The sequence below is a fragment of the Psychrobacter submarinus genome, from assembly GCF_904846685.1.
Lineage (GTDB): Bacteria > Pseudomonadota > Gammaproteobacteria > Pseudomonadales > Moraxellaceae > Psychrobacter > Psychrobacter submarinus.
This window is the reverse complement of record NZ_CAJHBQ010000002.1, coordinates 164,316-189,606: the sequence shown is the minus strand read 5'-3', so window position 1 is coordinate 189,606 and position 25,291 is coordinate 164,316. Positions and strand designations below refer to the sequence as shown.

General features: G+C 44.9%; 17 protein-coding genes. 11 read left to right on the top strand and 6 right to left on the bottom strand.

Annotated features, from left to right (window positions below; all coding sequences use genetic code 11):
• Positions 1 to 6: 6 nt before the first annotated feature.
• The 3 genes from JMY03_RS07110 (at position 7) to JMY03_RS07100 (ending at position 8,382) form a co-directional block, all read left to right on the top strand.
• The gene (locus JMY03_RS07110; protein WP_201602471.1) at positions 7 to 2,025 is read left to right on the top strand and encodes a DUF11 domain-containing protein; all 2,019 of its coding nucleotides are present in this window, start codon (positions 7 to 9) and stop codon (positions 2,023 to 2,025) included.
• A 109-nt stretch (positions 2,026 to 2,134) separates the two neighbouring features.
• The gene (locus tag JMY03_RS07105) at positions 2,135 to 7,438 is read left to right on the top strand and encodes a DUF11 domain-containing protein (protein ID WP_201602469.1); all 5,304 of its coding nucleotides are present in this window, start codon (positions 2,135 to 2,137) and stop codon (positions 7,436 to 7,438) included.
• Between the two features lie 41 nt (positions 7,439 to 7,479).
• Entirely contained in the window at positions 7,480 to 8,382 is a 903-nt protein-coding gene (locus JMY03_RS07100; RefSeq protein WP_201602467.1) for a hypothetical protein, read from the top strand.
• Positions 8,383 to 8,475: 93 nt separating this feature from the next.
• On the opposite strand, the gene JMY03_RS07095 is transcribed toward JMY03_RS07100, so the two are convergent.
• From JMY03_RS07095 to glnA, 3 genes are all read right to left on the bottom strand, one after another.
• Positions 8,476 to 8,922: a hypothetical protein gene (locus JMY03_RS07095; RefSeq protein WP_201602465.1), complete on the bottom strand. Its 447-nt coding sequence runs from the start codon at positions 8,920 to 8,922 to the stop codon at positions 8,476 to 8,478.
• A gap of 321 nt (positions 8,923 to 9,243) precedes the next feature.
• On the bottom strand, positions 9,244 to 9,900 hold the full coding sequence (locus JMY03_RS07090) for a DUF4124 domain-containing protein (RefSeq protein WP_201602463.1): 657 nt from the start codon (positions 9,898 to 9,900) through the stop codon (positions 9,244 to 9,246).
• Positions 9,901 to 10,181: 281 nt separating this feature from the next.
• Positions 10,182 to 11,591 carry a type I glutamate--ammonia ligase gene (gene glnA, locus JMY03_RS07085; RefSeq protein ID WP_201602460.1) on the bottom strand — a complete coding sequence of 470 codons (1,410 nt, stop codon included), beginning with the start codon at positions 11,589 to 11,591 and terminating at the stop codon, positions 10,182 to 10,184.
• Between the two features lie 968 nt (positions 11,592 to 12,559).
• On the opposite strand from glnA, the gene JMY03_RS07080 reads away from it, so the two are divergent.
• The 5 genes from JMY03_RS07080 (at position 12,560) to JMY03_RS07060 (ending at position 17,145) form a co-directional block, all read left to right on the top strand.
• Entirely contained in the window at positions 12,560 to 13,183 is a 624-nt protein-coding gene (locus tag JMY03_RS07080; protein ID WP_201602458.1) for an anthranilate synthase component II, read from the top strand.
• A 340-nt stretch (positions 13,184 to 13,523) separates the two neighbouring features.
• Positions 13,524 to 14,654, top strand: a complete 1,131-nt coding sequence (gene trpD / locus JMY03_RS07075; RefSeq protein WP_201602455.1) for an anthranilate phosphoribosyltransferase — start codon at positions 13,524 to 13,526, stop codon at positions 14,652 to 14,654.
• Positions 14,655 to 14,725: 71 nt separating this feature from the next.
• Positions 14,726 to 15,589: an indole-3-glycerol phosphate synthase TrpC gene (trpC, locus tag JMY03_RS07070; protein ID WP_201602452.1), complete on the top strand. Its 864-nt coding sequence runs from the start codon at positions 14,726 to 14,728 to the stop codon at positions 15,587 to 15,589.
• Between the two features lie 94 nt (positions 15,590 to 15,683).
• Positions 15,684 to 16,415, top strand: a complete 732-nt coding sequence (locus JMY03_RS07065; protein WP_201602450.1) for a Smr/MutS family protein — start codon at positions 15,684 to 15,686, stop codon at positions 16,413 to 16,415.
• A 97-nt stretch (positions 16,416 to 16,512) separates the two neighbouring features.
• Entirely contained in the window at positions 16,513 to 17,145 is a 633-nt protein-coding gene (locus JMY03_RS07060) for a DNA-3-methyladenine glycosylase family protein (protein WP_227675539.1), read from the top strand.
• A gap of 61 nt (positions 17,146 to 17,206) precedes the next feature.
• Here JMY03_RS07060 and JMY03_RS07055 read toward each other — a convergent pair whose 3' ends face one another.
• The 3 genes from JMY03_RS07055 to JMY03_RS13100 form a co-directional block, all read right to left on the bottom strand.
• Entirely contained in the window at positions 17,207 to 19,228 is a 2,022-nt protein-coding gene (locus JMY03_RS07055) for a mechanosensitive ion channel family protein (RefSeq protein ID WP_227675538.1), read from the bottom strand.
• Between the two features lie 110 nt (positions 19,229 to 19,338).
• A complete protein-coding gene (locus JMY03_RS13105; RefSeq protein WP_227675537.1) occupies positions 19,339 to 19,869 on the bottom strand; it encodes an IS630 family transposase in 531 nt (176 codons plus the stop codon).
• A 56-nt stretch (positions 19,870 to 19,925) separates the two neighbouring features.
• Positions 19,926 to 20,129, bottom strand: a complete 204-nt coding sequence (locus JMY03_RS13100) for an IS630 transposase-related protein (protein WP_227675536.1) — start codon at positions 20,127 to 20,129, stop codon at positions 19,926 to 19,928.
• Positions 20,130 to 20,699: 570 nt separating this feature from the next.
• On the opposite strand from JMY03_RS13100, the gene JMY03_RS07045 reads away from it, so the two are divergent.
• The 3 genes from JMY03_RS07045 to metF all read left to right on the top strand — a co-directional run bounded on the left by JMY03_RS07045 (position 20,700) and on the right by metF (position 25,179).
• A complete protein-coding gene (locus JMY03_RS07045; RefSeq protein WP_227675535.1) occupies positions 20,700 to 22,547 on the top strand; it encodes a TonB-dependent receptor plug domain-containing protein in 1,848 nt (615 codons plus the stop codon).
• 268 nt (positions 22,548 to 22,815) lie between these two features.
• Complete coding sequence (gene ahcY, locus JMY03_RS07040) at positions 22,816 to 24,240, top strand: adenosylhomocysteinase (protein WP_201602446.1); 1,425 nt, start codon at positions 22,816 to 22,818, stop codon at positions 24,238 to 24,240.
• Positions 24,241 to 24,270: 30 nt separating this feature from the next.
• Positions 24,271 to 25,179, top strand: coding sequence for a methylenetetrahydrofolate reductase [NAD(P)H] (metF, locus tag JMY03_RS07035; RefSeq protein ID WP_201602444.1), 909 nt, complete (start codon positions 24,271 to 24,273; stop codon positions 25,177 to 25,179).
• Positions 25,180 to 25,291 lie beyond the last annotated feature (112 nt).

Sequence of the window (25,291 nt, the reverse complement as noted above, 5' to 3'; positions counted from 1 at the left end):
TACCGCATGAAACCTAACGCTTTTAAATACTCAGTGCTTACCGTCGGCGTCATCGCTGCTATGGGTATCGCTGGCACTGCTAATGCTGATGATGTCACCTATAGCTTGGACGATGCCTTTGCTGTAAAGAACATCGCTACAGCGACATATAATGTCACAGGCAACAATACTCAACAAACTGCCGAATCGAATGAGGTGACTATCACTGTCAGCGAGACAGGAGCATTTAGTTTGATTGCTACTGTTGCTGATGGTAACCCTGGCGATGATGAAAACGAAGATATCGATGTCAATCCAGTGGCAGGTGAGTCTGTTGAATTTACTCATACTCTCTCAAATGACGGTAACGTCACCGATACTTATACTATCAACATCTCAAATGAAGATAACGATGACTATGACTTTGATATTGCCAATAGCGAGATTACCTATCAAGTCCGTGATGCTGATGGCAACCCAGTTGGTAACGTTGAAACTGTCGCGAATGGCGGTACTATAGAGCTCGATCCAGATCAGTCTGCTGATATCGTTATCAGCGCGGTTACAGATCCTAATGATGATCGTGTGATCGGTGACAATGGCATATTGACAGTTACCTCAACGAGTAAATATCTAGATGATCTTGGTCAGCCTGCTGTCGCTACTAACACTGATAATGCAATCACAGTGACGCCTATCTATGCGATTACGAAGTCAGCGCAAAGCAATCTTGGTACCAAGATTATCGATCTGAATAATGCCAACGCTTATGTGGACTACACGATTACTGTGCTAAACGAAGGTACGGCTGATGGTACTGACGTTACTATTACTGATAATTTGCCTGCTGGTCTAATTGCTATCCAAGATGGCGAAGCTAATTATCAAGCACCGACTACTACGGGCACAGGTACTCCTGATATCTCAAGCGACGGTAGAACGATTACCTTGACTGGTCAAAATATCGATCAAAACGATACCATTACGATTACTTTCCGTGCTAGAGCAGCTGACAATGCAACAGTCGGTAGCGACTTTGTCAACTATGCTGTTGTCACTGACGATGTTGATGATGATGGTGACATCGATCTAACCGATAGTTCAGGTGACGGCGATGATAACAATACCACAGAAGATAACTTCGAAGATCCAGCTAACCCTGATGTTGGTGAAGACAACAACGATGATGCTACTGTCACGCCAAAGAATCAGACGCGTTCATTGACCATTACTGATGACGACGACAAAGAAGTTGCGCTACAAAGCGCTGACAATGTTTACACTTATACCATCACCAATGCTGGTACTGATGTAACCGAAGCCGACGCGGAAGATGAAGTTTTCTTCACAGTGACACCAACTATCGATATCAATGAGATCGATACAGTTACTGTGTTTGTAGATGCCAATGACAATGGCTTATTTGATGCTGGTGAAGTCGTACTAACACCGAATGGTAGTGGGCAATATGACTTAAATGACGCAGTCAACGCAGGTCTTGCTCCTGATGAGTCAGTGACTATCGGTGTCGTTGTCGATACTAATGGTTCAGGCAGCAATAACGATCAGGACAGCGATATTGGTAAATTTGAAGAGATCGTCATCACAGTGCTACCACAAGGTGATGTAGATGGTACACCTGCTCCTGTCGATGTTAGTGCTGAGTCAACGACAACCATGCAAGGTATTGATTTATTCAAATTCCAAGCAGCGGCAGCTTGTGGTACTGATCCACAATCGATAAGCAACTGGGTAACGACTAACGTGACTGCTACTGCTGATCAGTGTGCATTTTACAAGTTAGAGGCTACGAATACTTTCTCTAATACTGAGATCACTAGTGTCGTTCTATCTGATACTTTGGCTGAAACTTTGACTTATGAAGGCGACTTTTCGTCTACTACGTCAAATAACTCAGATCCGGCGTCATCTAACATATCAGGTCAGAATATCGGTGGTACGTTTGATACCCTAACGGGTCAAGAAGTTGGTACTATCTATTTCTCTGCCAAGATCTCTCAGACAGGTACTAACTCAACTCCATAATTATTAATTCATGATCAAAGGAGTTTTCTTAATCTGGTTAAGAAAACTCCCCTTTTACCCTTTATCTTTATATCCATTATATTTTCTTTCATAAGTAGGATTACCGAATATGCGTCAAGCTGTATTTTCGTCTCGTAACCCTCGTAACCGTACAGGTGCACTAACTGCACTGACGACGTTAGCAGCCTCGATGCTACTTATGCAAGCAAATATCGCTCATGCCGAAGATGGCGTGGGCGTAACAACGATTAATAACATTGCACAGACCAATTATAAAGTCGGCAATAGCACGCAAACAGGCACCTCAAATCAGGTCAGCTTTAAATCCTTGACGCTCCCTGAGTATGACGTCAGTATCACTGAGCCTCCCCTGCAGACTGTCAATGCTGGCGATACAGCTCAGTGGATTAATGTACTATCGAATAACGGCACGTATGATGAAGACGTTATTGTCAGCTTCGACTACCCGAATACTTTGTCTAACTTTGTTGTTTATCAAGACATAAACAATAATGGCATTATAGATGATACTGATGAACAGCTGGCCTTAGACGGATTAACTGCTCAAATTGCCTTGGGTCAAGCCGAGAGTATTCAGCTTATCGTACAGGCGTTAACCGATCGCAACGCCGCTAGTGACGATACTGCTGAGATCAAAATCGGTGCAGTCGTCGTCCAAGATGAGTCGGTGACCGCTGCAGCGACTGATAAACTAACTATCATTAGACCAAGTATTGGTTTTACGGATGAAAACTTTGACACCACTCAAAATACTACGCAAGTCGGCTCAAATGTTTTTGTTGAAGCCAATTACGCACAGTGTAACGTGCAGCCTAATGCTAAAGATCAAGTGTGGATAACGATTACCTCAGAGCTTACCGGTGATAAGTACTCTCTAAAAGCCACAGAGACGGGCGACAACACAGGTAAATATCAAGTCGCGGCGCCTACCCAAAACAATGCTAATGCTATTGATGATGAGATCATTCAGACGCTGCAAGGCGATACCCTAGCGGTAACGCTTGATGCCTGCATCACGCCAGAGGGTGATCGCGTTAACATCGATAGCAATATCAGTAGCAACATCACTGTGATGGATCAGTCAGCTCGTCTACAAGTCACTAAAGAAGGTGACGTTAAAACTGCCGAGCTTGGTGATTATGTCAACTACAGCATTAACATTACCAATAACGGTGCAGCGACTGCCTACGATGTCGAGTTAAAAGATGCTCTGCCTCGAGGTTTTGCCTACATCGAGGGCAGTGCTCGTATCACTCAAGGCGCTGGCGATGCGGATACCGATCTTGATATTAATCAGGCACAGACGACTGAGTTTAAAGCGGATGGCAAATATCAAGTTCTAAACTTAGGTACACTAGCTGTTGGCGAGACTAAAAATGTCACTTATCGCGTATTGGTCGGTGCTTCTGCACTAGGCGGCGACGGTATCAACCGCGCTATCGCTGTAGCCAATAACGAGCAAGGCCAAAGTATTGTTTCAAGAGAAGCGCAGTGGCAGATTGAGGTTGAGCGCGGCGTGATGAACACTGACGGTATCATCATCGGTAAGGTCTACCACGATATCAACCGCGATGGCATCCAGCAAAAAGAAGACGGCGAGCTTGGCGTGGCAGGTGTGCGCATCTATATGGAAAACGGTAACTTCATCGTCACCGACCCTGAAGGTAAGTATAACTTCTATGGTGTCAGCGCTAAGACGCACGTGTTAAAAGTCGATCGCACCACTATTCCAAACGCTACAGAACTAGTGATTCAAAGCAACCGTAATACTGGCGATGCTGGTAGCCGTTTCGTCGATTTGAAATATGGCGAGCTGCACCGTGCCGATTTCGGTATCGTCGGCGGTATGGGTGATAGCACTGAGCGTCTAAACGAAGAGCTCATCGCTCGTAGTAAGTCTATCAGCGCAAAAAATAACGCGCTTGAGCAAGCGATTAAGAGCAAGCTAGATCTAGAGCCTATCTACGATCGCGATTACGATGATAACGTCGATGCCAGCGGCTGTAAGTCTAACGACGCGCTAGATCAAGGTATCCAATGTGATTCAGCTATCGTCAATGAGATGGTCAGTCCAGCTAACGAACGTATCGACCTAAAAGTCAATACTATCACTCAACCGAAAGAAAAAGTACTCGAAGAGTTTCTAAAAGAGGTTGCTAATAACGATGTTGCCTTTATTAATCTAAGCGAAGGCCAGCAGCTCAGCAGCTATAAGCAAATGGTACAAGTACAAGCGCCACTAGGCAGCAGCTTTACCCTTTATGCTAATGGCAAAGCCGTATCAGAGCAGCAAATCGGTAAAACCGCCGAGCAAGAAAAGCAAAAAGTAACCGCTTTTGACTATTACGCGGTTGATTTGAAGCGCGGCAGCAACACCTTGCGCGGCGTGGCAACTGACGTCAATGGCAAAGTCATCTCTGAGAAGACGATCAACGTCTTGACGCCCGATAGCTTGCAAGCGATTGACTATCGTACTCAAGATAGCTTAGTCCCAGCCGATGGCATGAGTGAATATCAAATCGTCATCAGCCTAAAAGATCGTGATGGTCGTCCTTATGTCGCCTCTACGCCGATTACTATCGATACCAATATCGGCCGTATCAACCTAAAAGACGGTAGTAAAGAAGCGGCAGGCACCCAGATTACCGTCAATGGTGGTGAGCTACTGATACCCGTCACCGCGCCAAGCGTACCGGGTAAAGGCGAGCTGGTCATCGATACCGGTAGCAAAAAACAAGTGATTCCGCTACAGTTTACCGCGCAGCTACGTCCACTGATCGCGGTCGGTATTGTCGAAGGTGCGATCTCGCTTAAAGACTTTGATGGCGGTCAAATCACTGACGCTCAAGGCGCTTTTGAAGAAGAGCTTCATGAGATATCAGGTAATGACGATTATGCCGCTTCAGGCCGCGCCGCTATGTTCCTAAAAGGCAAAGTACGCGGTGATTATCTATTAACGCTCGCTTATGACAGCGATAAAAAAGGCGAGCGCCTGTTCCGTGATATCGAGCCTGGCGAGTATTATCCGGTCTACGGCGACTCTTCAGCCAAAGGTTTTGACGCGCAGTCAACTAGCAAGCTCTATGTACGCGTTGATAAAGGCCGCTCGTTCGCCATGTACGGCGATCTAAAAACGCAAATTGATAATGATGAAGGCATCAAGCTTGGTCAGTACAACCGTACTTTGACGGGCCTGAAAGCCCAGTATGAAGATGATAATACGCGTGTGACTGCCTTTGCCGCTGAGACCAGCACGTCACAGCGCGTTAATGAAACTCGCGGTTTAGGTATCTCAGGTCCCTACCCATTAGCTGAAGACTTCGATGCCGTGTTAGAGAACTCAGAAACTATCGAAGTGATCACTCGCGACCGTAATAACCCTGGCTTAATCGTCAACCGTGAGACCCTCACGCGTTTTGCAGATTATGAGATTGACCCAATCAGCCGCAGCTTATTTTTGAAATCGCCTATCGCTAGCCAAGACTTAGCGGGTAATCCTATCTATTTACGCGTCACGGTAGAAGTCGACGAAGGTGGTGACGATTATTTGGTTGGCGGCGTAGCCGTTAAGCATCAGCTTACGGATAAAGTCGCTATCGGCGGCAGCTATGTCAACAGTGATGATCCGCTTAATAAAGAACAGCTTGCTAGTGTTAATACCGTTATCAAGATGAATGACAAGCTAAAGCTGGTCGCTGAATATGCGATGAATAAGGCTGATAATCCAAACTTCCAGCCTAGCAATCAGATCAATGCTGAAAAACTAGATATTCAAGACGCTGACGGCGATGCGCTACGCGTAGAGCTGGATTATGATGATAAGAAAAACACTCGCGCCAAAGCGTATTATAATGATACAGATGAAGGCTTTGTCACTGGTGCTTCTCCGCAGACTGCTGGTCGTCAAGAGTCAGGCTTTGAGGTCGCGCATCTCATCAATGATAAAAAGACCGCGCTTAAACTAGAAGGCGTGCGCACTAAAGACCATACTACCGAAGCGAGCCGTCAAGGAGTGCTTGCCAGTATCGAGCAGCGCCTCAGCACTAATGTCGTCGGCGAGATTGGTGTCCGTTACTATAAACAAGACGCGACAGCCGCCTCGCGCAACACTCAAGCTGCCACAGATGTCGTAGACGTCACTGACGATACGTTATTTAACGATGACATTATCAACCAGTCAGCACTGAATGGTGTTAGCAATGCGGATAAGGACATCGAAGGCACTACTGCCCGCGCTCGTATTACCGCGCGCCTGCCGAAGCTCAATAACTCGCTAGTATTTGCAGAATACGAGCAAGATATCGATAACAGTGAGCGCAATGCTACTTCTATCGGTGGTGAGACGCCGCTTGGTAATTTGGGCCGTTTATATGCTCGTCATGATCTAATCAATAGCCTATCTGGCAGCTACGGCCTTGATGATACCGAAGAGCGTCAACGCACGGTATTTGGTTTTGACGCCAACTACATGAAAGATGGTAAGGTCTATAGCGAATACCGTATGCGCGATGCGATCAGCGCTCGCGAAGCAGAAGCCGCTATTGGCCTCAAAAACAAATGGTACGTGCAAGAAGGCTTGACCCTAAGCACGTTATTTGAGCGTGTCGAATCCTTAGAAGGTGAGTCGGAAAACACCGCTACTGCATTAGGCGTAGGCGCTGAGTACCTAGCGCAGGAAGATTACAAGGTATCAGGTCGCTTAGAGAAACGTTGGGGCGAGACTAGCGATACGCTACTCGGTAGCGCTGGTATTGCTTATCGCTACACTGATGAGATAACTTTGCTTGCTAAAGACATCTACTCACAAGTAGATTATGATGATGGTGATCGTACTATCAATCGTTTCCAGTTAGGCGCAGCTTATCGTGACTATGATAGCAATCAGCTCGATATGCTCGCCAAACTTGAATATCGTTTAGACGATAATAATATTAGCAACGATACCTATCAAAAAGATGCGATTATCTGGTCATGGAATGGTAACTATCACCCAACTCGCCCGCTTACCTTGTCTGGTCGTTATGCCGGTAAATATACTAAATTTAGTGCTGATGGCATCAGTAGCGATAACACTGCCCATGCTCTATATGGTCGAGGTCTATACGACTTAACTGAGCGCTGGGATATTGGCCTACAGGCCGGCACTTACTGGAATGAGCAAGCCGATGACATGTCCTACATGCTTGGCGCTGAAGTTGGCTACAGCCCGATGACTAACCTCTGGTTATCACTTGGCTATAACTTTATGGGCTTTGAAGATGACGACATCGCTTATGACGACACGACTCAGCAGGGCGCTTACTTTAGATTACGATTTAAGTTTGACGAAGACTTATTTAAAGGTAATGATACGAGCACTAACCCACGCTTAGATCCTAACTCTACCTTATAAGCCATCTAACATTACTTTTACCTTAATTTAAGGTCTGCTCTATGACTACTATAGTAAATAAACGCCCACCTTTGAGAGCAGCGATGCTCTCAGTAAGCTTGTCATCCTCACTACTACTAGCACTAGGACTGACTACCCTTACCTCCGCACAAGCGTCTATCTCGCTCAATGAAAACGCGAAGATCAGTCCAGTAACAACTGCTAACTACTGCAACGATAACGCTGATAATAATGAGCCAGCGTCTCGCTATACCACCTTCCAAAGTCCTCGCCAGCGCGCAATCGCTTGTATGCAGTTACAGCTAAAAGAGTATCAGCTCGCTAGCATGAACGCCGAGCAGCAGTACTTTGCTTATAAGGCGCAGGCTTGGCTCAATTATGCCAATCACGAAGACAGTATTAATAGCACGACTGCCGCTGGTGACTACGCTTTTAATGATGCACAAATGATTTTACAGGCTTTACAAGAGGGCCAAGAAGATAAGCTAGATTTGATGACTGATATTCCTGAGACCTCAGCACTGATGCGCCCTGATCTTTGGGCCAATATTAGCGCCCTCAAAGATAGCGGCGGTATCGCTAGTGCGCCGCGCGAGCTTGCTTTTAGTGAGGTCAGTTTAGTGTGGGCTGCCGCCGACCACTGCGAGCATGGGTTTCGTAGCTCAGGCTCTCACTTTCGTATGGCGGATCGCTGGCTTGAGCAAGCGCGCGAAACTTTTGTCAACGCCAATGACTCAGCCGCTAGTCTAGCGATGCAAGAGCTGGCAGTCAGCTATTATGAGCAGTACAAATCCTTAGATCCAAGCGATGATGTTTGCCGCGGACAAGAGCTGACTCCAGCTATGCCCGCCCCTATCTCGCTCTCCATAACTGATGCCGCTACCGCCGATCGAATTAACATAGCAAGTACTATCCCTAGTACCGAACCTATGGTCAGCTACTAAGTGACTGATTAGTCAGCCAATTGTTTAGTTCGCAGTCAAGTGCATCCCTTCTTACTCTATACTTCAAGCCCACTTAACTTGCTTTCAGTGGGCTTAACTATAGTCAGTCTTTAGCTCTACCCTTGAGCACTTCTGCTGCGAACTAACAGTATCCGTTTCACTGTCAGTATTCGCTCTCTTATCAGCTTCAATACTTAGTTGATACTGAATGTGAGCTAGGTCATCTTCGACTGTCTCATAGTCGATCTGTACCGCAAAGAACAGCTTGGCTAAAAACTCCTGCGCTGTAAAGCGCCCATCAATATAACTGCCATCTAACCCTAAATAGGGGCTCGACAATACATGCCGCAAGCGCTCGCAGGCAGGTAGAGTATGCTTAGACGGATAACCGAGCATGCGGGTGATGTGTTGTGGACGCAGATTAAGCTGATGTATTTGCTGAATGATTTGCAAAGCTAGCAGATGACGCGGCTGGTAGTGGCGAGTATATATAGAAGAGCAGCTATACTGGGTAGCTGCCAAGTGAGAGCTGGTGGGCATGGTGAACTCCTGCAACTCCGACAATAAGTGATAAGGATTGTCATTATATGTTTTGACAAACAAATTAGGCACAGATGAGAGTGTCGGAGTACCAGCTCATGCGCTTTACCAGTATTATTTTATATCGTGCTGGAAGTTGCAAGATTGGTCACAATATTCATTATAAAAATAACATGACCAATCAATTAAACCCACGATAGATTTATTAAGAATAATAGCACACCATTAATGAGTAGTTCAATGATAGCCGCGCTGACAATTAAATTGAATAAGAAAATAAAACCCAGTTCACTTCAGTTCAGCACACTTCAGCCCAGTAACTTATTGGCTATCGTTATTGATACTCTCTTTTTGACGAAGTTTCAGTAATAGTTTTTGTTGCCAAGGCAGTTGCTGATAGGCTTGCAGCTGCTGCGCAAGTTGCTTTTTTTGTCTTAATATTGCCGTGTTTTGAATGACATAAACGCTGCGGCTAATTCGATTGACAACCTGTCCTGCGCTATTTTTTATTATCGCCTGAATCGTATGCTCTCCTGGGTTGAGGTCGATTGTAGCGATAGATGCGGTTATGCCTTGCGAGATCAAAGTATCATCTAGATAGATACTGATGCTATCACCGGCTTGCAGCGCTGGGCTCAGTTGTAAATTCACGGTGATAATTTGTCCTGGACGCTGATAAGCGCGCTCAGCCTTTGGCTCAATCATAGTCAGCTGGTAATTGACGGCGGTTTGCAGGGTCGGTTTTGGTACTGCTGCCGGTTGACTGGTCTGCTTATTATTTACGCTAGTATCTGCACGGTTGCCGCTAGCAGCATTAACGCTACTGCTATTGCTAGTAGTGCTGCCAGTACTGATACCCGTTTGGCTGATCTGCTTGTCCGCTTGCTGCTCATACGACTGCGGACTATCGGTAAAGGTTACCTGCCCGGTACGCTCATCAACGACTTTATAAATAGGAGCCGCATGAGCCGCTAGCATAAAACTCCCAACCGTTGTTATAGTAAAAAACGTCAGCAGACTTATTGCTGATTGTTTTATCACAAATTTTTGTTTCAGTATAGTCGTCATAGTCGGTTAGCCTAGATAATAGTGATGGTTATTATTATGCTTTATTGTTTAGGCCATTACCGTAATTGCTTTGAAACGATGAAAAAACGATATAAATTTAAGACTCTCCAATATGTCTGAACAAAAAAACCAGCCAAGATTACCTTAGCTGGTTTTGCTTATCTTAATTGGTTGCGCTTATCAGCTAGCTACTAGCAGCTGTAGTACATATCAAACTCAACAGGATGCACAGTTACGTTCAGACGTTGTACTTCTTCTTCTTTCAAAGCAATAAACCCTTCTAGCATGTCTTTAGTGAACACATCGCCTTTTAACAAGAAGTCATGGTCATCTTTTAGTGCTTGTAGCGCAACATCTAGACTCTCTGCAACCGTTGGGATTTGAGCTTCTTCTTCTGGTGGCAAGTCATACAAGTTCTTGTCAGCTGCTTCGCCTGGGTGCATTTTGTTTTGGATACCGTCAAGACCTGCCATCAATAGCGCAGCAAATGCTAGGTATGGGTTCGCCGTTGGATCAGGGAAGCGCGCTTCGATACGTACCGCTTTTGGACTGCTCACGTGCGGAATACGAATAGACGCTGAGCGGTTAGACGCTGAATAAGCAAGTTTAATAGGTGCTTCGTAATGCGGCACAAGGCGCTTATAGCTGTTCGTTGATGGGTTGGTAATTGCATTCAATGCACGAGCGTGCTTGATGATACCGCCGATGAAGTACAATGCGGTCTCAGATAGTCCAGCATACTCATCACCAGAGAAGGTGTTTACGCCGTCCTTTGAGATTGACATATGTACGTGCATACCTGAACCGTTGTCACCAACGATTGGTTTTGGCATAAAGGTCGCTGTTTTACCAAACTGGTGCGCCACGTTATGGACAACATATTTCAATTGCTGAACTTCATCCGCTTTACGTACCATCGTGTTGAATGCAACACCGATCTCAGACTGGCAAGAAGCCACTTCGTGATGATGAACTTCTACGCGGCCTTCACCAACGATTTCTTCGACGCGTTCACACATGACAGAACGCATATCATGCGAGCTATCGATTGGTGGGACTGGGAAATAGCCGCCTTTGACGCGTGGACGATGCGCCATGTTGCCCCACTCGTACGTCTCATTGGTTGACCAAGCCGCTTCTTCAGCAGTGATCTTGTGGCTCACGCCAGACATATCGACTGACCATTTAACATCGTCAAATACAAAAAACTCTGGCTCAGGACCGAAGTAAGCGGTATCACCAATGCCAGTCGACTTTAAGTACTCTTCAGCGCGGCGTGCGATAGAGCGTGGATCGCGATCATAGCCTTGTAGTGTTGAGGGCTCAATGATATCGCAAGTCACAACGACAGTCACTGCATCAAAAAACGGATCAACAAAAGCGGTCTCTGGATCAGGGCGCAAGATCATATCTGACGCTTCGATACCTTTCCAGCCTGCGATGGATGAGCCGTCGAACATTTTGCCATCTTCCATCACCTCTTCGTCAACGCTATGCGCTGGAAAGCTGATGTGCTGCTCTTTACCGCGAGTATCGGTAAAGCGAAAATCCACCCATTTCGCATTTGAGGATTTGATAAGATCTAATAATTTATTCGACATGAATAGTCTCCGTTGGGGTTGTCAGGATTTAGTAATTAACATCTACTATCGTTTTTGGCATTCAAATTTGGTTCTAAAAAGTCGTTGCCTATACCGCGATACTTATTTGACAAGCTACTATAACAAACTTTGCTATATCCTAAACTGCTTTATGTATAAATATACTAAGGCACTATTTTAACAATATCTAGGGCGTGTTGAACATTCACAAATTCGCACTGCTGATCGCTAAAATAGTTCTAGTCGTCGTTAAAATTGCAGATAATGCTTATTGCATTGGTTAGCTGATTTTATTTAAACAGTCACAACGACTAGGGCGATTTTAGCATCAGCCCTCATTACAACAACAGGGACAGGACTATTTTTTACCGCTTTATTGATAAAAATAGACGCTTAGAACGACTAAACTTACTATTTTTATCTGCAAATCGCCTAAAAAATAGTCTCTGTCAGTGCCATGGTCGAATGTTCAACACGCCCTAATCGATGCTGCTCAACTGTTATAAGATAATGCAAACAGCTGACTATGACAATAATTGTGCAACTGCTGTGCCAATATATAGGTTAAATCATAATAAACAGGCATTTTGCCAGTGGATACGCCCTAAAACAAGCTAATTTATCATATTAAGAGGACAGCTTTCGCTTTTATCATTGTTCACCTTGTTAAAAAAAGCCTCTTTACAACGCAAAAACGCACTATAAAAGTGCTTTCTTGAATTTAGATGCCAAAACAGTGCAGCTGATCAGTGATACAACTAATTAATAGTGCATCTGACTATCTTCAATCTATACTATCTCTCCACGATAGCTATTTTTAAATAGACAAAGCGCATTGGCAGCATTACTTTACTAGCCGATGCGCTTACGAGTTAACACCCTAGAAATTTGCTCGCGCAAAAAATAGTGGTAAGATAGCAAAGCGAAACACCAGCAGCAAACCGTCCATTTAATATGAGTAAACACTAATGATTCTAATGATCGACAATTACGACAGCTTTACATACAACATTGTACAGTACTTCGGTGAACTACAGCAGGACATCACCGTCTGGCGTAACGATCAAGCCACAATCGAGCAGGTCAAAATGCTGGCCCCTAAGCTTATTGTCATCGGTCCTGGCCCTTGCGATCCCGATCGTGCTGGTATCTCATTGGAGCTGATTGATACCTTTAAAGGTGTGATTCCGATATTAGGTATCTGCTTGGGTCATCAAGCTATCGGCCAAGCTTTTGGCGGTCAAGTCGTCAAAGCCGGCGCAGTCATGCATGGCCGCGTGTCCTCGGTTTATCATAACCACCAAGGCGTGTTTAAGAATTTAGCAAACCCGACTGATTTTACTCGTTATCACTCATTAGTTGTAGACAAAGCGAACCTGCCCGATTGCCTAGAGGTCACCGCTTGGACCCAAAACACTGATGGTAGCATTGAGGAGATTATGGGCGTGCGTCATAAACAATTCGCCATTGAAGGAGTGCAGTTTCACCCAGAATCAATCTTAAGTACAGCAGGCTACCAGCTGCTAAATAACTTTTTGCAAACTCATAATCTAGCAGTTTTAGACGCAGATGAGTTACCGCAAGTGGGTTAATAGCTGTCAATACGGATAGCTTGCTATTACATCCAATGATAATAGGGCGTGTTGAACATTCGACCATGGCACTGACAGCGACTATTTTTTAGGCGATTCGATGTTAAAAATAATAAGTTTAGCATTCTAAGCGCTTATTTTTAACGATGAAGCGGCAAAAAAGAGTCCTGTCCCTGCGGGCTGATGCTAAAATTGCCCCATACTGCGTTACAAATCTCGCTAAGGCATCTGCATTATCGTCGCTTTGTGCCTTGTCTGGAACAATTTTAGCGATCAGCAGTGCCTATTTGCGAATGTTCAACACGCCCTAAACAAAACACATAATAATAAGTGAGGTATCATGAGCGCCGAAAATACGACTGACTCCCTAACCCAAAGCACGCCAGAGCAGATTACCGAACTCTCAGAAGAGCAAGTCCACAAGTTGCTGACCTCGGCTTTAGATCGGATATTACAGCGGATTGATCTGACCTTTGATGAGATGCGCGAGGTGATGCTTATCATCATGCAAGGCAGATGTAGCGATGCTTTGATGGGTGCTATCTTGACTGGTCTACGAATGAAAGGCGAATCTATCGACGAGATTACCGCTGCTGCGAGCGCCATGCGTAATTTAGCGGCGAACATCGAGCCTAAAGGTTGCGATTATTTAGTCGACATCGTTGGTACTGGCGGTGATGGTGCAAATTTATTTAACGTCTCCACCGCCTCTGCCTTGGTCACCGCGGCTGCAGGCGCACAAGTTGCCAAACACGGCAACCGCGGAGTTTCAACCAAATCTGGCAGCTCAGACTTATTAGAGCAAGCCGGTATCAGCTTAGCGCTAGACCCTGCCCAAGCGCTTAAGTGTATCGAAGATGAAGGGATTGGCTTCTTATTCGCTCCCAATCATCATAGCGCCATGCGTTACGCCAATCCGGTGCGCCGCGCCTTAAAAGCACGGACTATCTTTAATATTTTGGGGCCTTTAACTAACCCTGCTGGCGTGCCTAATCTGGTTATTGGCGTTTTTACCGCTCAGCTGTGTGAGCCGCTGGCTAAGGTTATGAAAAACTTAGGCGCCGAGCACGTGATGGTCGTCGGTGCCAAAGACGGTTTAGATGAAATTAGCCTTGCCACCTCCACTACCGTCGCTGAGCTCAAAGACGGCGAGATCACGGTCTATGAGATGATGCCAGAAGATGCTGGAGTGGAGTCACAAACGCTTATCGGCCTCGATGTCGACTCTCCTGAGCAAAGTCTTGAGCTTATCAAAGCGGCTTTATCTGGTGAAGAAACTCATGACCGCTCTGTTATAAAAGCGCGTGATATGATCGCCCTCAATGCCGGCGCCGCTATCTATACCGCAGGGCTCGCGAGCAACTATCCAAATGGCGTCAGCCGTGCGCAGAAGGTGATCCAAAACGGCAGTGCTTTGACTAAGCTTAATTCCTTAGCCGCTTACACTCAGCAGCTCGCCGCGCAAGCTTAATTGTCATTTAGCTCCTTTTCAATCGCTCTTATCTATCGTTTTAATTATTATCCCTAATTATGGATATCACCATGACTGCAAGTACCACAACCGATAGCAACATTCCCTCAGTGTTACAGCGCATTGTCGCCACCAAACAGCTAGAGGTAGCTGCCGCCAAAGAACAGCGCTCACTAGCACAGCTACAAGCCAAAGCTGAAAAAGAGACGCAGCCTCGCCGCGGCTTTGCCAATGCTTTACGCGCAGCCGACATCGGGATTATCGCTGAGATCAAACGAGCCTCGCCTTCTAAAGGGATTATTAATCATAATTTCTCGCCCGCTTTATTTGCCCAGCAATACGAGCAGGCCGGCGCTAGTTGTCTATCCGTACTGACCGATCGTGACTATTTTCAAGGCGATGATCAGTACTTATTGCAAGCTTATAATGCGGCAAGTCTGCCGGTATTACGCAAAGACTTTATGATTGATATCTATCAAATCTATGAGTCGTACTTGCTGGGCGCGGATTGTATCTTATTGATTATGGCTTGCCTTGACGATGCGCAAGCTGGTCAGCTACACGCGCTAAGCCTTGAGCTGGGTATGGATGTGCTGATAGAAGTTCATACGAGTGATGAGCTTGAGCGCGCGCTACAACTGCCACGCTCCAAGCACAATATCTATGGTATTAATAACCGCGATCTAAATACTTTTGAGGTGGACCTACAAAACACCCTAAAGCTTAAAGATAGTCTGATTAAAACCTTAGCTGACGATGATTCGGCTATAGAACCCCTTATCGTTACTGAAAGCGGTATTCATAGCAGCGATGATATCGAGCTGATGCTAGCGCAAGGTATTCAGCACTTCTTAATCGGTGAGCAGTTTATGAAAACCGATCATCCAGGACAAGCGTTACAATCCTTACTTGCGAGCGTCAATACACAAGCGTAAAGTAGTAAAGTACACCTACTTATAGCGCTGTGAGAGCACTGCAGCTTAAAAGCTTCCTTATTTATTTTATCAACAAAACAGACTTATACTTATTATGGCAAACTCTCTATTTTCAAAAGAAATGCAAGATCAGCTCAAAGAGCTCAAAGGACAACTCAGTAAAGGCCGTGATACCAATAGCCCTGAAGGAGAAAATCAAAAGCCTACTGAGCCTGTCGCTTTGCCAACGCAAAAGCAAGTCAAAAAAACCGTTAAACAAATGGACAGCGAGCATGTCGACGATGATAAAGTGCTGTTTATGCAAGCGATGCATGGTGTTCAGCAACTAGAAGACAAAAATGTACGCTCACCAGTCAAAGCGAATAAAGCCGGCAAACCTGACGCGGCGACCTTGTCGAAACGTGCTGCTGCGCAAGGCAACGAAGACGGTGATCTAAGTACTGGCCTATCAGATATGCAAGCGCTATTGAACCCAGTTGCGAGCGAAGCTTATCTCTCTTATAAGCAGCCAACGCTACAAAACAAAGTCTTCACTCAGCTTAAGCAAGGTAAGCTTCGTTGGTATGACGCGGTAGATATCCACGGCTGCACCATCGAAGAGGCGCGCGAAGCCATGACTCAGCTACTGGTGCAAGCTAAGCGAAATAACGAAACCATCGTAAAAATTGTCCATGGTAAAGGCTCTGAGGCTATCTTAAAGACTTGCGTTAATGGTTGGTTACGTCAGCTTCCAGAAGTGCTAGCGTTTTGTTCAGCGCCGCCAAAAGATGGCGGTAACGGTGCGGTTTTAGTACTACTAAAGAAACCTAAAGCAGATAGTGAATAAAGTATAAGTATGTTAATAAAGGACTGCATAACGCGGTCCTTTTTTGTGACTGGTTTATGGATAATTTACAGCTCGTTTATAATTAGGAGCGCCCATTATGAGCATGACTACCCTTGATAGCTCAGCTGAGCTAAAAACACATATTCAAGCGCTTATCGAATTAGAACCCAGGTTTGCGCCTGTTTATGAACAAGTCGGTGTGCCAAGTTTACGGCGTAATGAAGGCGGGTTTGCAGCCTTACTACGAGCGATAGTCGGGCAGCAATTATCCGTGGCGGCGGCTAGTAGTATTTGGCAAAGGTTGGTGGATACAAACCTAATAACGCCAAAGACGCTTATACAAGCCGATGATGATGACTTAAGAGCGCAAGGACTTTCCAGACAAAAAATCCGCTATGTGCGCTCTTTGGTAGATCATGATATCGACTATCAGGCACTCACAACAATGAGTGATGGCGAGGTCATTGCCACTTTGACTGCAGTTACCGGTATAGGGCGCTGGACCGCTGAGATGTATTTACTCTTCTCTTTGGGCCGCGCTGATATCTTGGCTGTCGATGACTTAGCGATTCGAGTCGCTGCCATGGCACTGCTAGAGTTGCCCGAGCGCCCTACTCCAAAACAGCTCAAAGTAGCAACGCAATCTTGGTCGCCTTATCTTAGCGCCGCAAGCTTATTGCTGTGGGCATACTATGGCGGGCTAAAAGACAAAGAAGCGATGCCGGTATAAGTACCGGTAACGTCGCTATAATCGCTTATTTCATCGCCGTTTTGTGCATAAGTAATGAGAGTTAATGCTTGTTCCAAGGCTGATTCCAGATAGAGATATTGAAGCTTTTTTTAGTGCGCTCAAAGTGGCGTTTGGCCAGTCTCAGTGTGGTAATTTGCTTAGACTTATTGGGATTACTGACTTTATTTTTGGCCAACTTTGCCACTTTTTTCTCTTTTGTCGCCCTCTTGCGACTATCTGTTTTGCTATCCATCTGACTACTATCAGAGCTATCTGCCTGAGCCGATGTCTCGGCAAACTGCGCATCGCTATCCTTTTGAGCAATTACAGCTTGCCTGTTTACTTCGTCCGCTGAGCCATTGTCAGTAGTGTCAGTTTGCTCATCAGAGATAGCATCAGCAGTCTTAGGCTCTGAATGGCTATCGAAATCACCTTGATTGACAAGTAACTGCTGCGTGGGTAGTGCGTGCTCCACTTTGTAGTCTTTGACTTTGCTCAATACATCGACTAATAAGGTATCTTGCTTGCCATAAAACTCCATCACGTTATTGGCGTTGATATAGGCTCGTAGCTGGATAACATAACAGTCTTGACGCAGCTCCAAGATATTGGCCTGATTCCATTCTTTGTTGGTCAGTTCATGCTCTTTGAGTAGCGTATCTAAATCGTTGACCATCTCAAAGATCTCATTGATATCGGCACTGCGTTTAATATATAAATTATGCAAAAACTGGAACATATCACGCGAGGTAAAGTTTTCAATTTGCATGGAAGAAAAGTCTCCATTAGGTACAGTGACAATCGTTCGGGTTAAAGTACGCACGCGAGAAGAGCGAATACCGATATCGATAACAGTCCCCTCATAAGTACCAAACTTACAATAGTCGCCTATGCGTACCGGCGAGTCCGCGACCACCACGACACTACCGACCAAGTTTTCAATAGTCTTTTGCGCACCAAGTGCTAAAGCTAGACCACCGACACCTAGAGCAGCAATACCTGTGGTCAAATCAAAGCCCAAATTACCAAAGATGGCAATTACGGCAAAGATAAGCAGCAGCGCTTTGGTTAACTTACGCATCAGACCTAGAATAGAGACGCGCTCAATGTAGTTCTTTTTATAGCTTAGATTGACGGCGCGAGTAAATATCACATCTACTATACGTAGCAGCAGCCAAGTCACCGCGACCCAAGAAGCAATATCCGTGAAGCGATTGATTGGCTCACGCAGCGTCACAGACACTCCCGAGTAGACCATGACCTCAGAGAGTATCAATGCCATGATGACGACTGAAAGCGGCAGAATAATTTTATCTGGTAGCGGTAAAGGCTGACCGCGCACTCGAGGATAAGCGATACGCAAAAAGTGGTAGCAGAGCCATACTGCGATATAAGTGACTAAAAAGCTACCCAAAGCTAGCATGATAGCAGCCACCAAATCTGCCAACTGATAGCCGAATAACTTTTCGTCCTCTAAGCTCTCCATGGTATAGCGAGAGATGAGCGTCGGTTCCGTGTTTTCAATCACATCTGGCACTAAGCTTAGCGTACCGCTAGAGAACTGCCAGTACTGCTTACCATTTTCAGCGACGACTCGCTCTAGTATGAGCGAGACATTCTTATCGTTGATATTGATGTTACCGACTTTTTCTTGATTGGACGGCAGCTGATCGGCAAGGTTGCCCTCTGGCGTATTATTGATTTGCAAATCAGGCTGAAAACGCCCTCCTGCATCTAATGCCTGCTTGAACTGACGAACGATAGGCGTTGGGTTATCTGATTTGGACAAATTCAGATAATTACTCGCCAGTAAATAATCATTATCGCTCAAAGCATTGATAAAGCTTTGTACCGTTTGTCTAGGGGTATCGCGCCCAAAAGAGTCTGGTATTGGGGCACGAGCGCTACCCTCACTATCCTCACTAGCATTATTACTGCCGACGCCCAAAGCGTTTGGCTCTGCTGCAAATGCAGGCGCCGATGGTACTCCTAACAGTGTCGCTAGCAGTAGCGTAATCATCGTGAAGATCTTGAGTGACAGTGTCGGTGCTGTGACTGACTCTTTGTGACGCGCGATAGACAAAACGGACCTCATCATTTAGTTATTGGGCTCGGTAAGCTGATTTTGAGTGAGTATAAACTTGAGTGGGTACAGAATAGTTAGAACACTGCAGCATGAAACCCTTGCTATAGTCAGTTCAAAACAAAAGTGTTATGGCTAGGACAAACATCATAAAATAATTTGGATAAGTCATTTTCCATCCACCCTTGGCGTAGAAACTTCACTTGAGCCCATTTTTTCTCAATAGGGTTCAAGTCTGGGCTGTACGGCGGCAGCCATAGAATACGATGACCATGCCTGTTCAGTAATTTTTGGATACGTCTACTTTTATGAAACCGAGCGTTATCCATGACAATCACGCATTTGGTTTTAAGGCTTGGGATTAGGGTGTGTTTGCACCAATCGTAGAATATGCCGCTGTTAATGTTGTGTTCAAAGTAATCCAGTGCAAATAGCATCTTTTCATATAGAGCCCCAATGACGTTGGTTCGCTTTTTACCTTGCCAGTTGTAGCTGTCGATACAGGGTTTGCCTATCAGTGCATAACCATGAGGACGAATGGTCTGGCTTTCAAAACCGCTTTCGTCCATATACACAATGGGGTAACCTTGCTGTTTAAAGTTATCAAGCTTACTCTGATACGCCGCTCTTTTATTGGACATGCTTTTGGATGCTCTAAGGTCTTTTTTTTTGACTGATGCCTAGGCGTTTTAAAGCCTCACAAAATGGCTGGGGCAGTACAGTTGAACCGTCTTGCTCTCTCATAGTGATAGTCATCAGGGTAACGCTCAACGTCTTTGCGTAGTGCATCATCCGGTATTTTTGATGGCGTAACATTGCGAGTGCTCTTACTATGCAGCCGTTTCTTCCACTTTTGAATAGTGGTTGGACTAATGTCATAAAAAAGAGGCTGCCTCGGCAAAGAGTCATGCCATCTGCTAAGCTTTTAAGAACTTGTTTGCGATAATCTAGTGAGTAAGTCATGATAATTGAGTATATCTGTTGAGATGTTTTATCTTATAACATTTTTATATTTAATACACTATATGATAACAATTATTTATTACTGAAGTATTTATGTTTACCTTTTTTTAGGCACATTATTTTGTAAGCTACAAAAACCTCGATTCAGTTAATAAAAAAACTCGCCTGCCAGTTCGTGGCCAGACTTATCTTAGTTCATTTGCTTACTTATCAAAATGAGCAGCACTCAGCTTATACTGAATAATTATTGGCTTAAAAACGCTTGCAAACCGTTATAATTCAGCAATAATAAACGCTTTATAAAGGCATTGCTTTTTTAGCAGCGCCAGCATTGTTCTGTTTCTTTCAAGCCTTTATTTTACTCTTATAATTTTTAACCATTTCTTTGTGATTGGTATTTTTTCGGCTCCCTTTTGATTTGATAATTTTGGAAAACACTATGCTGTTTTTAGCTCCTCCCGCCTCTTATCTACGACTTTGCATTTTAAGCACACTCGGTTTATGCGCTATGAGTGCTACCGCAGCGCCTACCAACCCAATTAGCGATGACTCGTTGCCACAGGTTGAGCTTGACGAGATCGTGGTCACTGCGACGCGTACACCGACTAAAACAAGCAATGTGGTTGCGCAGACACGGGTGATTGATAAGGAAGAGCTACAACGTTATCAAGGTCAAAGTGTAATAGAAGTCTTAAAGCGTCAACCTGGGTTTAATATCAAGCAAGATGGCGATTTGGGTCAAAGTAGTAACTTTTATGTTCGCGGTTATGATAGTAAGAGAGTGCTCGTATTAATCGATGGCATACGCTACGGCTCTATGTCAACAGGTCAACCTACTCTAGCGCTACTACCTGCTGAGCAAATTGAACGTATTGAAATATTATATGGTGCTTCAGGTTCTAGTATCTATGGCGCAGATGCCATGGGCGGTGTTATTCAGATTTTTACTAAAGGCTCAAATACGAATCAGACGAGCTATTCAGTCACTGCTGGTGTTGGTTCTAACGATCATTATCTATACGGTGCAGCGGCGCAATTTGCTAATGAACAAGGTGCAAGTCTTAGCTTGTCTGCTAGCCGTAATCAAACTAAAGGCATTAGTGCTATTGAAAATGCCACTGGTGCTAATAGAGATGATGATGGTTTTGAAAGTAATAACTTTTCTTTAAATGCTAGTATGCCTGTGACAAATAATGTTCGTATTGGCGCAACTGGACTGTATGCCAAATCAAAAACTGAGTTTGATAACTTTACCAATGTAGCAGATGCAGAGATTGATCAAGAAAATGGCGCAGTATCTATCTTTTCAGAATACGATAAAAACGATTTGACCCTGCGCTTATCTGTCGGTAGTAGCTTAGATAAGCTTGATAATAATGTTGGTGATGCGTTTGAAACTGAACAAAGACAAGCCAATCTATTAAGTATCTATCAGCTGCCTGTCGGTCAATTACAAGCTGGTACAGAATGGCTAAAGCAGGAGATTGACATTGATGATAATACACCAGCAAATGGTACGGACAGTTATAAGATCAATGATCGCACTATCAAAAGTGGTTTTTTAGGGTATCAAGTTAATAAAGACGTTCATGACTTTCAAGCTAATATCCGCTACGATGATAACTCTCAGTTTGACAATGAAACCACTTATAGTATTGGTTATGGTTTCAGAATACTGCCAAGCTTGCGTGTAGGTACCAGCTTTGCTACTGGCTATAGAGCGCCCTCATTGAATGATTTGTATGTAGAAAGCTCTTTTTATGTACCTAACGAAAACTTAGACGTCGAAAAAAGTGATAATTTAGAAGCATTTATAGAGTCTAATACCGCTATACAAACCACGCGTCTTACAGGGTTTAGAAGTGATGTCGATGGTCTTATTAATAATGCCTTTGATCCTGCTACCAACAAATTTAAAGCAGTAAATATAAGTGAAGCAAAATTATCAGGCTATAGCTTAACGTCAGATTGGCAACTAAATAACGTATTGTTCGGTGGTCACTATACTTATACTGATGCAGAAGAGCGCTCAGGTGATAACAAAGGCAAGCAATTAGTTTATCGTCCTGAAAATACCGCACTCGCATACATTGGTTATCAAGATTTAGACTATGATATTCGACTAGAAGCAGAGTATGTCGGCAAGATCTATACCTCTGCCAGCAATGATACCTTTATGGACGATTACACGTTATTTAGTATAAGTGGCAATTATTATCTAAACCCTAATCTGACAGTCAATAGCCGTATTGAGAACTTAACTAATCAAGACTACACGACTAATGAGAGCTTTGGTACTCGCTATAACCAAGATGGCATCAACTTCTTTACCTCACTAACTTATAACTGGAAATAAGCTTCTCTAGCGCCAATCAAACTTAAATTATCAATCCTTAAGGCTATCCATGGATAGCCTTTTTTATGTTAGCAAATAGCTATTTATCATTATAATAACAGCCAAAAGGTGACAATCTGCAGCGCATATATTACAATAACGACCTCCGAGAGGTGTTGCACCGCAGCTAGAACATGCTGCGTTAGGCTCGGTAGCTTTTTATCAAAAGCATGAACAACGGCACCTGCGTTTTTATTCTTTTTATCATTATCAACGATAGGAGCATATTATGGACGCAGTGTCTAACATTCCCTCTGCCCATACGATCGATCCCTCTTTTACTGACTATAAAGTCGCTGACATCAGCCTTGCTGATTATGGTCGCCGCGAGATCACCCTTGCTGAAGCTGAGATGCCAGCCTTAATGGGTCTGCGTCGCCGCTACGAAGCGGATCAGCCACTAAAAGGCGCTAAAATCGCCGGCTGTATTCACATGACTATTCAGACTGCTGTACTTATCGAGACGCTAACCGCGCTTGGTGCCGAAGTACGCTGGACCTCTTGTAATATCTTCTCAACCCAAGACCATGCAGCCGCCGCTATTGCAGCAGCTGGTATCCCAGTGTTCGCTTGGAAAGGCGAGACTGAAGAGGAGTACGAATGGTGCTTGCGTCAGCAAATCCACGTTGGCGGCGAAGAATCAGGCCAGCTTTGGGATGCCAACTTAATCTTAGATGATGGCGGCGATTTGACAGCACTTGTTCACAATGACTATCCGCAAATGCTCGATATTATCCATGGTATCTCTGAAGAGACCACCACTGGTGTACACCGTTTGGTTGAGATGCTGAATAAAGGCGAGCTCAAAGTACCGGCCATCAACGTCAACGACGCGGTCACGAAATCTAAGAACGACAATAAATACGGCTGCCGCCATAGCTTAAACGATGCTATCAAACGCGCCACTGATATGTTCTTAGCTGGTCGTCGCGCTCTAGTCATCGGTTATGGTGATGTCGGTAAAGGCTCAGCACAAAGCTTACGTCAAGAAGGCATGATCGTACGAGTATCAGAAGTTGATCCTATCTGTGCCATGCAGGCTTGTATGGATGGCTATGAGGTATTATCACCTTATATCAATGGCGATAATACTGGTGGTAGCGACAGCATCAACACGCGTCTACTACAAGATACCGATCTAATTGTTACCACTACCGGTAACTATCACGTGTGTGACAAGCACATGCTAGCGGCATTGAAGTCAGGCGCTGTGGTTTGTAACATCGGTCATTTCGATACCGAGATCGATACTCAGTTCATGCGTGATAACTGGCGCTGGAGTGAGGTTAAGCCGCAAGTCCATCAAATCTTCCGCTCAGACGATGACAATGATTATTTGATCTTGCTCGCTGAAGGCCGCTTGGTCAACTTAGGTAACGCAACCGGTCACCCATCGAGAGTAATGGACGGCTCATTTGCCAACCAAGTCTTGGCGCAAATGTACTTGTTTGAAGAAAAATTCGCTGATCTGCCCGTTGATGAGCGTTTTGATAACTTATATGTCAGAGTACTACCGAAAAAGCTTGACGAAGAAGTTGCCGCCGCTATGGTAGCGGGCTTTAACGGTACCTTGACGAAGCTGACCGAAAAACAAGCCGAGTATCTAGGTGTACCTGTCGAAGGGCCGTTCAAGCCTGAAGAATACAAATACTAAATCTGATAGTAATGACTAAGGAATGTGACTATGAGTAAGCCTGCTTTCTCCTTTGAATTTTTCCCGGCCAAAACTGAGCAGGGACATGAGAAGCTGCTCACTACCTTTGATGAGCTCAATCAGTTGTCACCAACGTATTTTTCAGTGACCTATGGCGCTGGCGGCTCGACTCGTGATCGTACTTTGAGTATTGTACAGGCATTACTTGAGCGCAGTGATACGCCAGTGGCTCCGCACATCTCTTGTATCGGTGACGATAAGGCAGAGATTGCTGAGCTGCTAGATCTTTATAAAGGTCTAGGTATCAACCGTTTAGTGGCGCTACGTGGCGACTTACCTTCAGGTCAAGTCGGTATGGGTGAGCTGCCGTTTGCTTTGGATTTAGTCAAGTTTATCCGCGAGCACTCAGGCGATCACTTCCATATCGAAGTCGCCGCATACCCTGAAATGCACCCGCAAGCCAAAAGCTTCTTATTCGATATTGACAACTTAGTCAATAAGTATAAAGCGGGCGCAGATACAGCGATTACGCAGTTCTTTTATAACGCGGATAGCTACTTGCACCTACGTGACGCGCTCGAGCAGCGCGGTATTGATACCGTAGCGCAGCCCTTGGTCGCCGGTATTATGCCGATTACCAACTCGAGCAATCTGATACGCTTTGCCGACAGCTGCGGCGCTGATATTCCGCGTTATGTGCGCCGCCAGCTAGCTGACTTAGGCGATGATCGCAAAGCCATTCGCGAGTTTGGTTTTGATGTTGTCTACCGTCTCTGTGAGCGCTTGATTGCCGAGGGCGTACCGGCGATGCATTTTTATAGTATGAACAAGGTTGAGCCAAATAAGCGCTTGGTTGAGGCTTTAGGTCTCGTCTCTGATGAGTTGGTTTCTAATGATTTGAACTCTAAAACCTTGAGCTCTGAATCAGCTAGCGTATAAAGCTATAGATAAAGTCGCTCATTGCTATATTAGCTTAAGCAAGTATAATTACTGGTACTCTTGGAGTGCCAGTTTTTTTTGGTTGGTCTTTTTATCGTATTTTATCCTGATA

Coding starts and splice junctions, on each gene's coding strand:
- JMY03_RS07110 (WP_201602471.1), top strand. CDS start 7: ATGAAACCTAACGCTTTTAAATACTCAGTGCTTACCGTCGGCGTCATC.
- JMY03_RS07105 (WP_201602469.1), top strand. CDS start 2,135: ATGCGTCAAGCTGTATTTTCGTCTCGTAACCCTCGTAACCGTACAGGT.
- JMY03_RS07100 (WP_201602467.1), top strand. CDS start 7,480: ATGACTACTATAGTAAATAAACGCCCACCTTTGAGAGCAGCGATGCTC.
- JMY03_RS07095 (WP_201602465.1), bottom strand. CDS start 8,922: ATGCCCACCAGCTCTCACTTGGCAGCTACCCAGTATAGCTGCTCTTCT.
- JMY03_RS07090 (WP_201602463.1), bottom strand. CDS start 9,900: ATGCTAGCGGCTCATGCGGCTCCTATTTATAAAGTCGTTGATGAGCGT.
- glnA (WP_201602460.1), bottom strand. CDS start 11,591: ATGTCGAATAAATTATTAGATCTTATCAAATCCTCAAATGCGAAATGG.
- JMY03_RS07080 (WP_201602458.1), top strand. CDS start 12,560: ATGATTCTAATGATCGACAATTACGACAGCTTTACATACAACATTGTA.
- trpD (WP_201602455.1), top strand. CDS start 13,524: ATGAGCGCCGAAAATACGACTGACTCCCTAACCCAAAGCACGCCAGAG.
- trpC (WP_201602452.1), top strand. CDS start 14,726: ATGACTGCAAGTACCACAACCGATAGCAACATTCCCTCAGTGTTACAG.
- JMY03_RS07065 (WP_201602450.1), top strand. CDS start 15,684: ATGGCAAACTCTCTATTTTCAAAAGAAATGCAAGATCAGCTCAAAGAG.
- JMY03_RS07060 (WP_227675539.1), top strand. CDS start 16,513: ATGAGCATGACTACCCTTGATAGCTCAGCTGAGCTAAAAACACATATT.
- JMY03_RS13105 (WP_227675537.1), bottom strand. CDS start 19,869: ATGTCCAATAAAAGAGCGGCGTATCAGAGTAAGCTTGATAACTTTAAA.
- JMY03_RS07045 (WP_227675535.1), top strand. CDS start 20,700: ATGAGTGCTACCGCAGCGCCTACCAACCCAATTAGCGATGACTCGTTG.
- ahcY (WP_201602446.1), top strand. CDS start 22,816: ATGGACGCAGTGTCTAACATTCCCTCTGCCCATACGATCGATCCCTCT.
- metF (WP_201602444.1), top strand. CDS start 24,271: ATGAGTAAGCCTGCTTTCTCCTTTGAATTTTTCCCGGCCAAAACTGAG.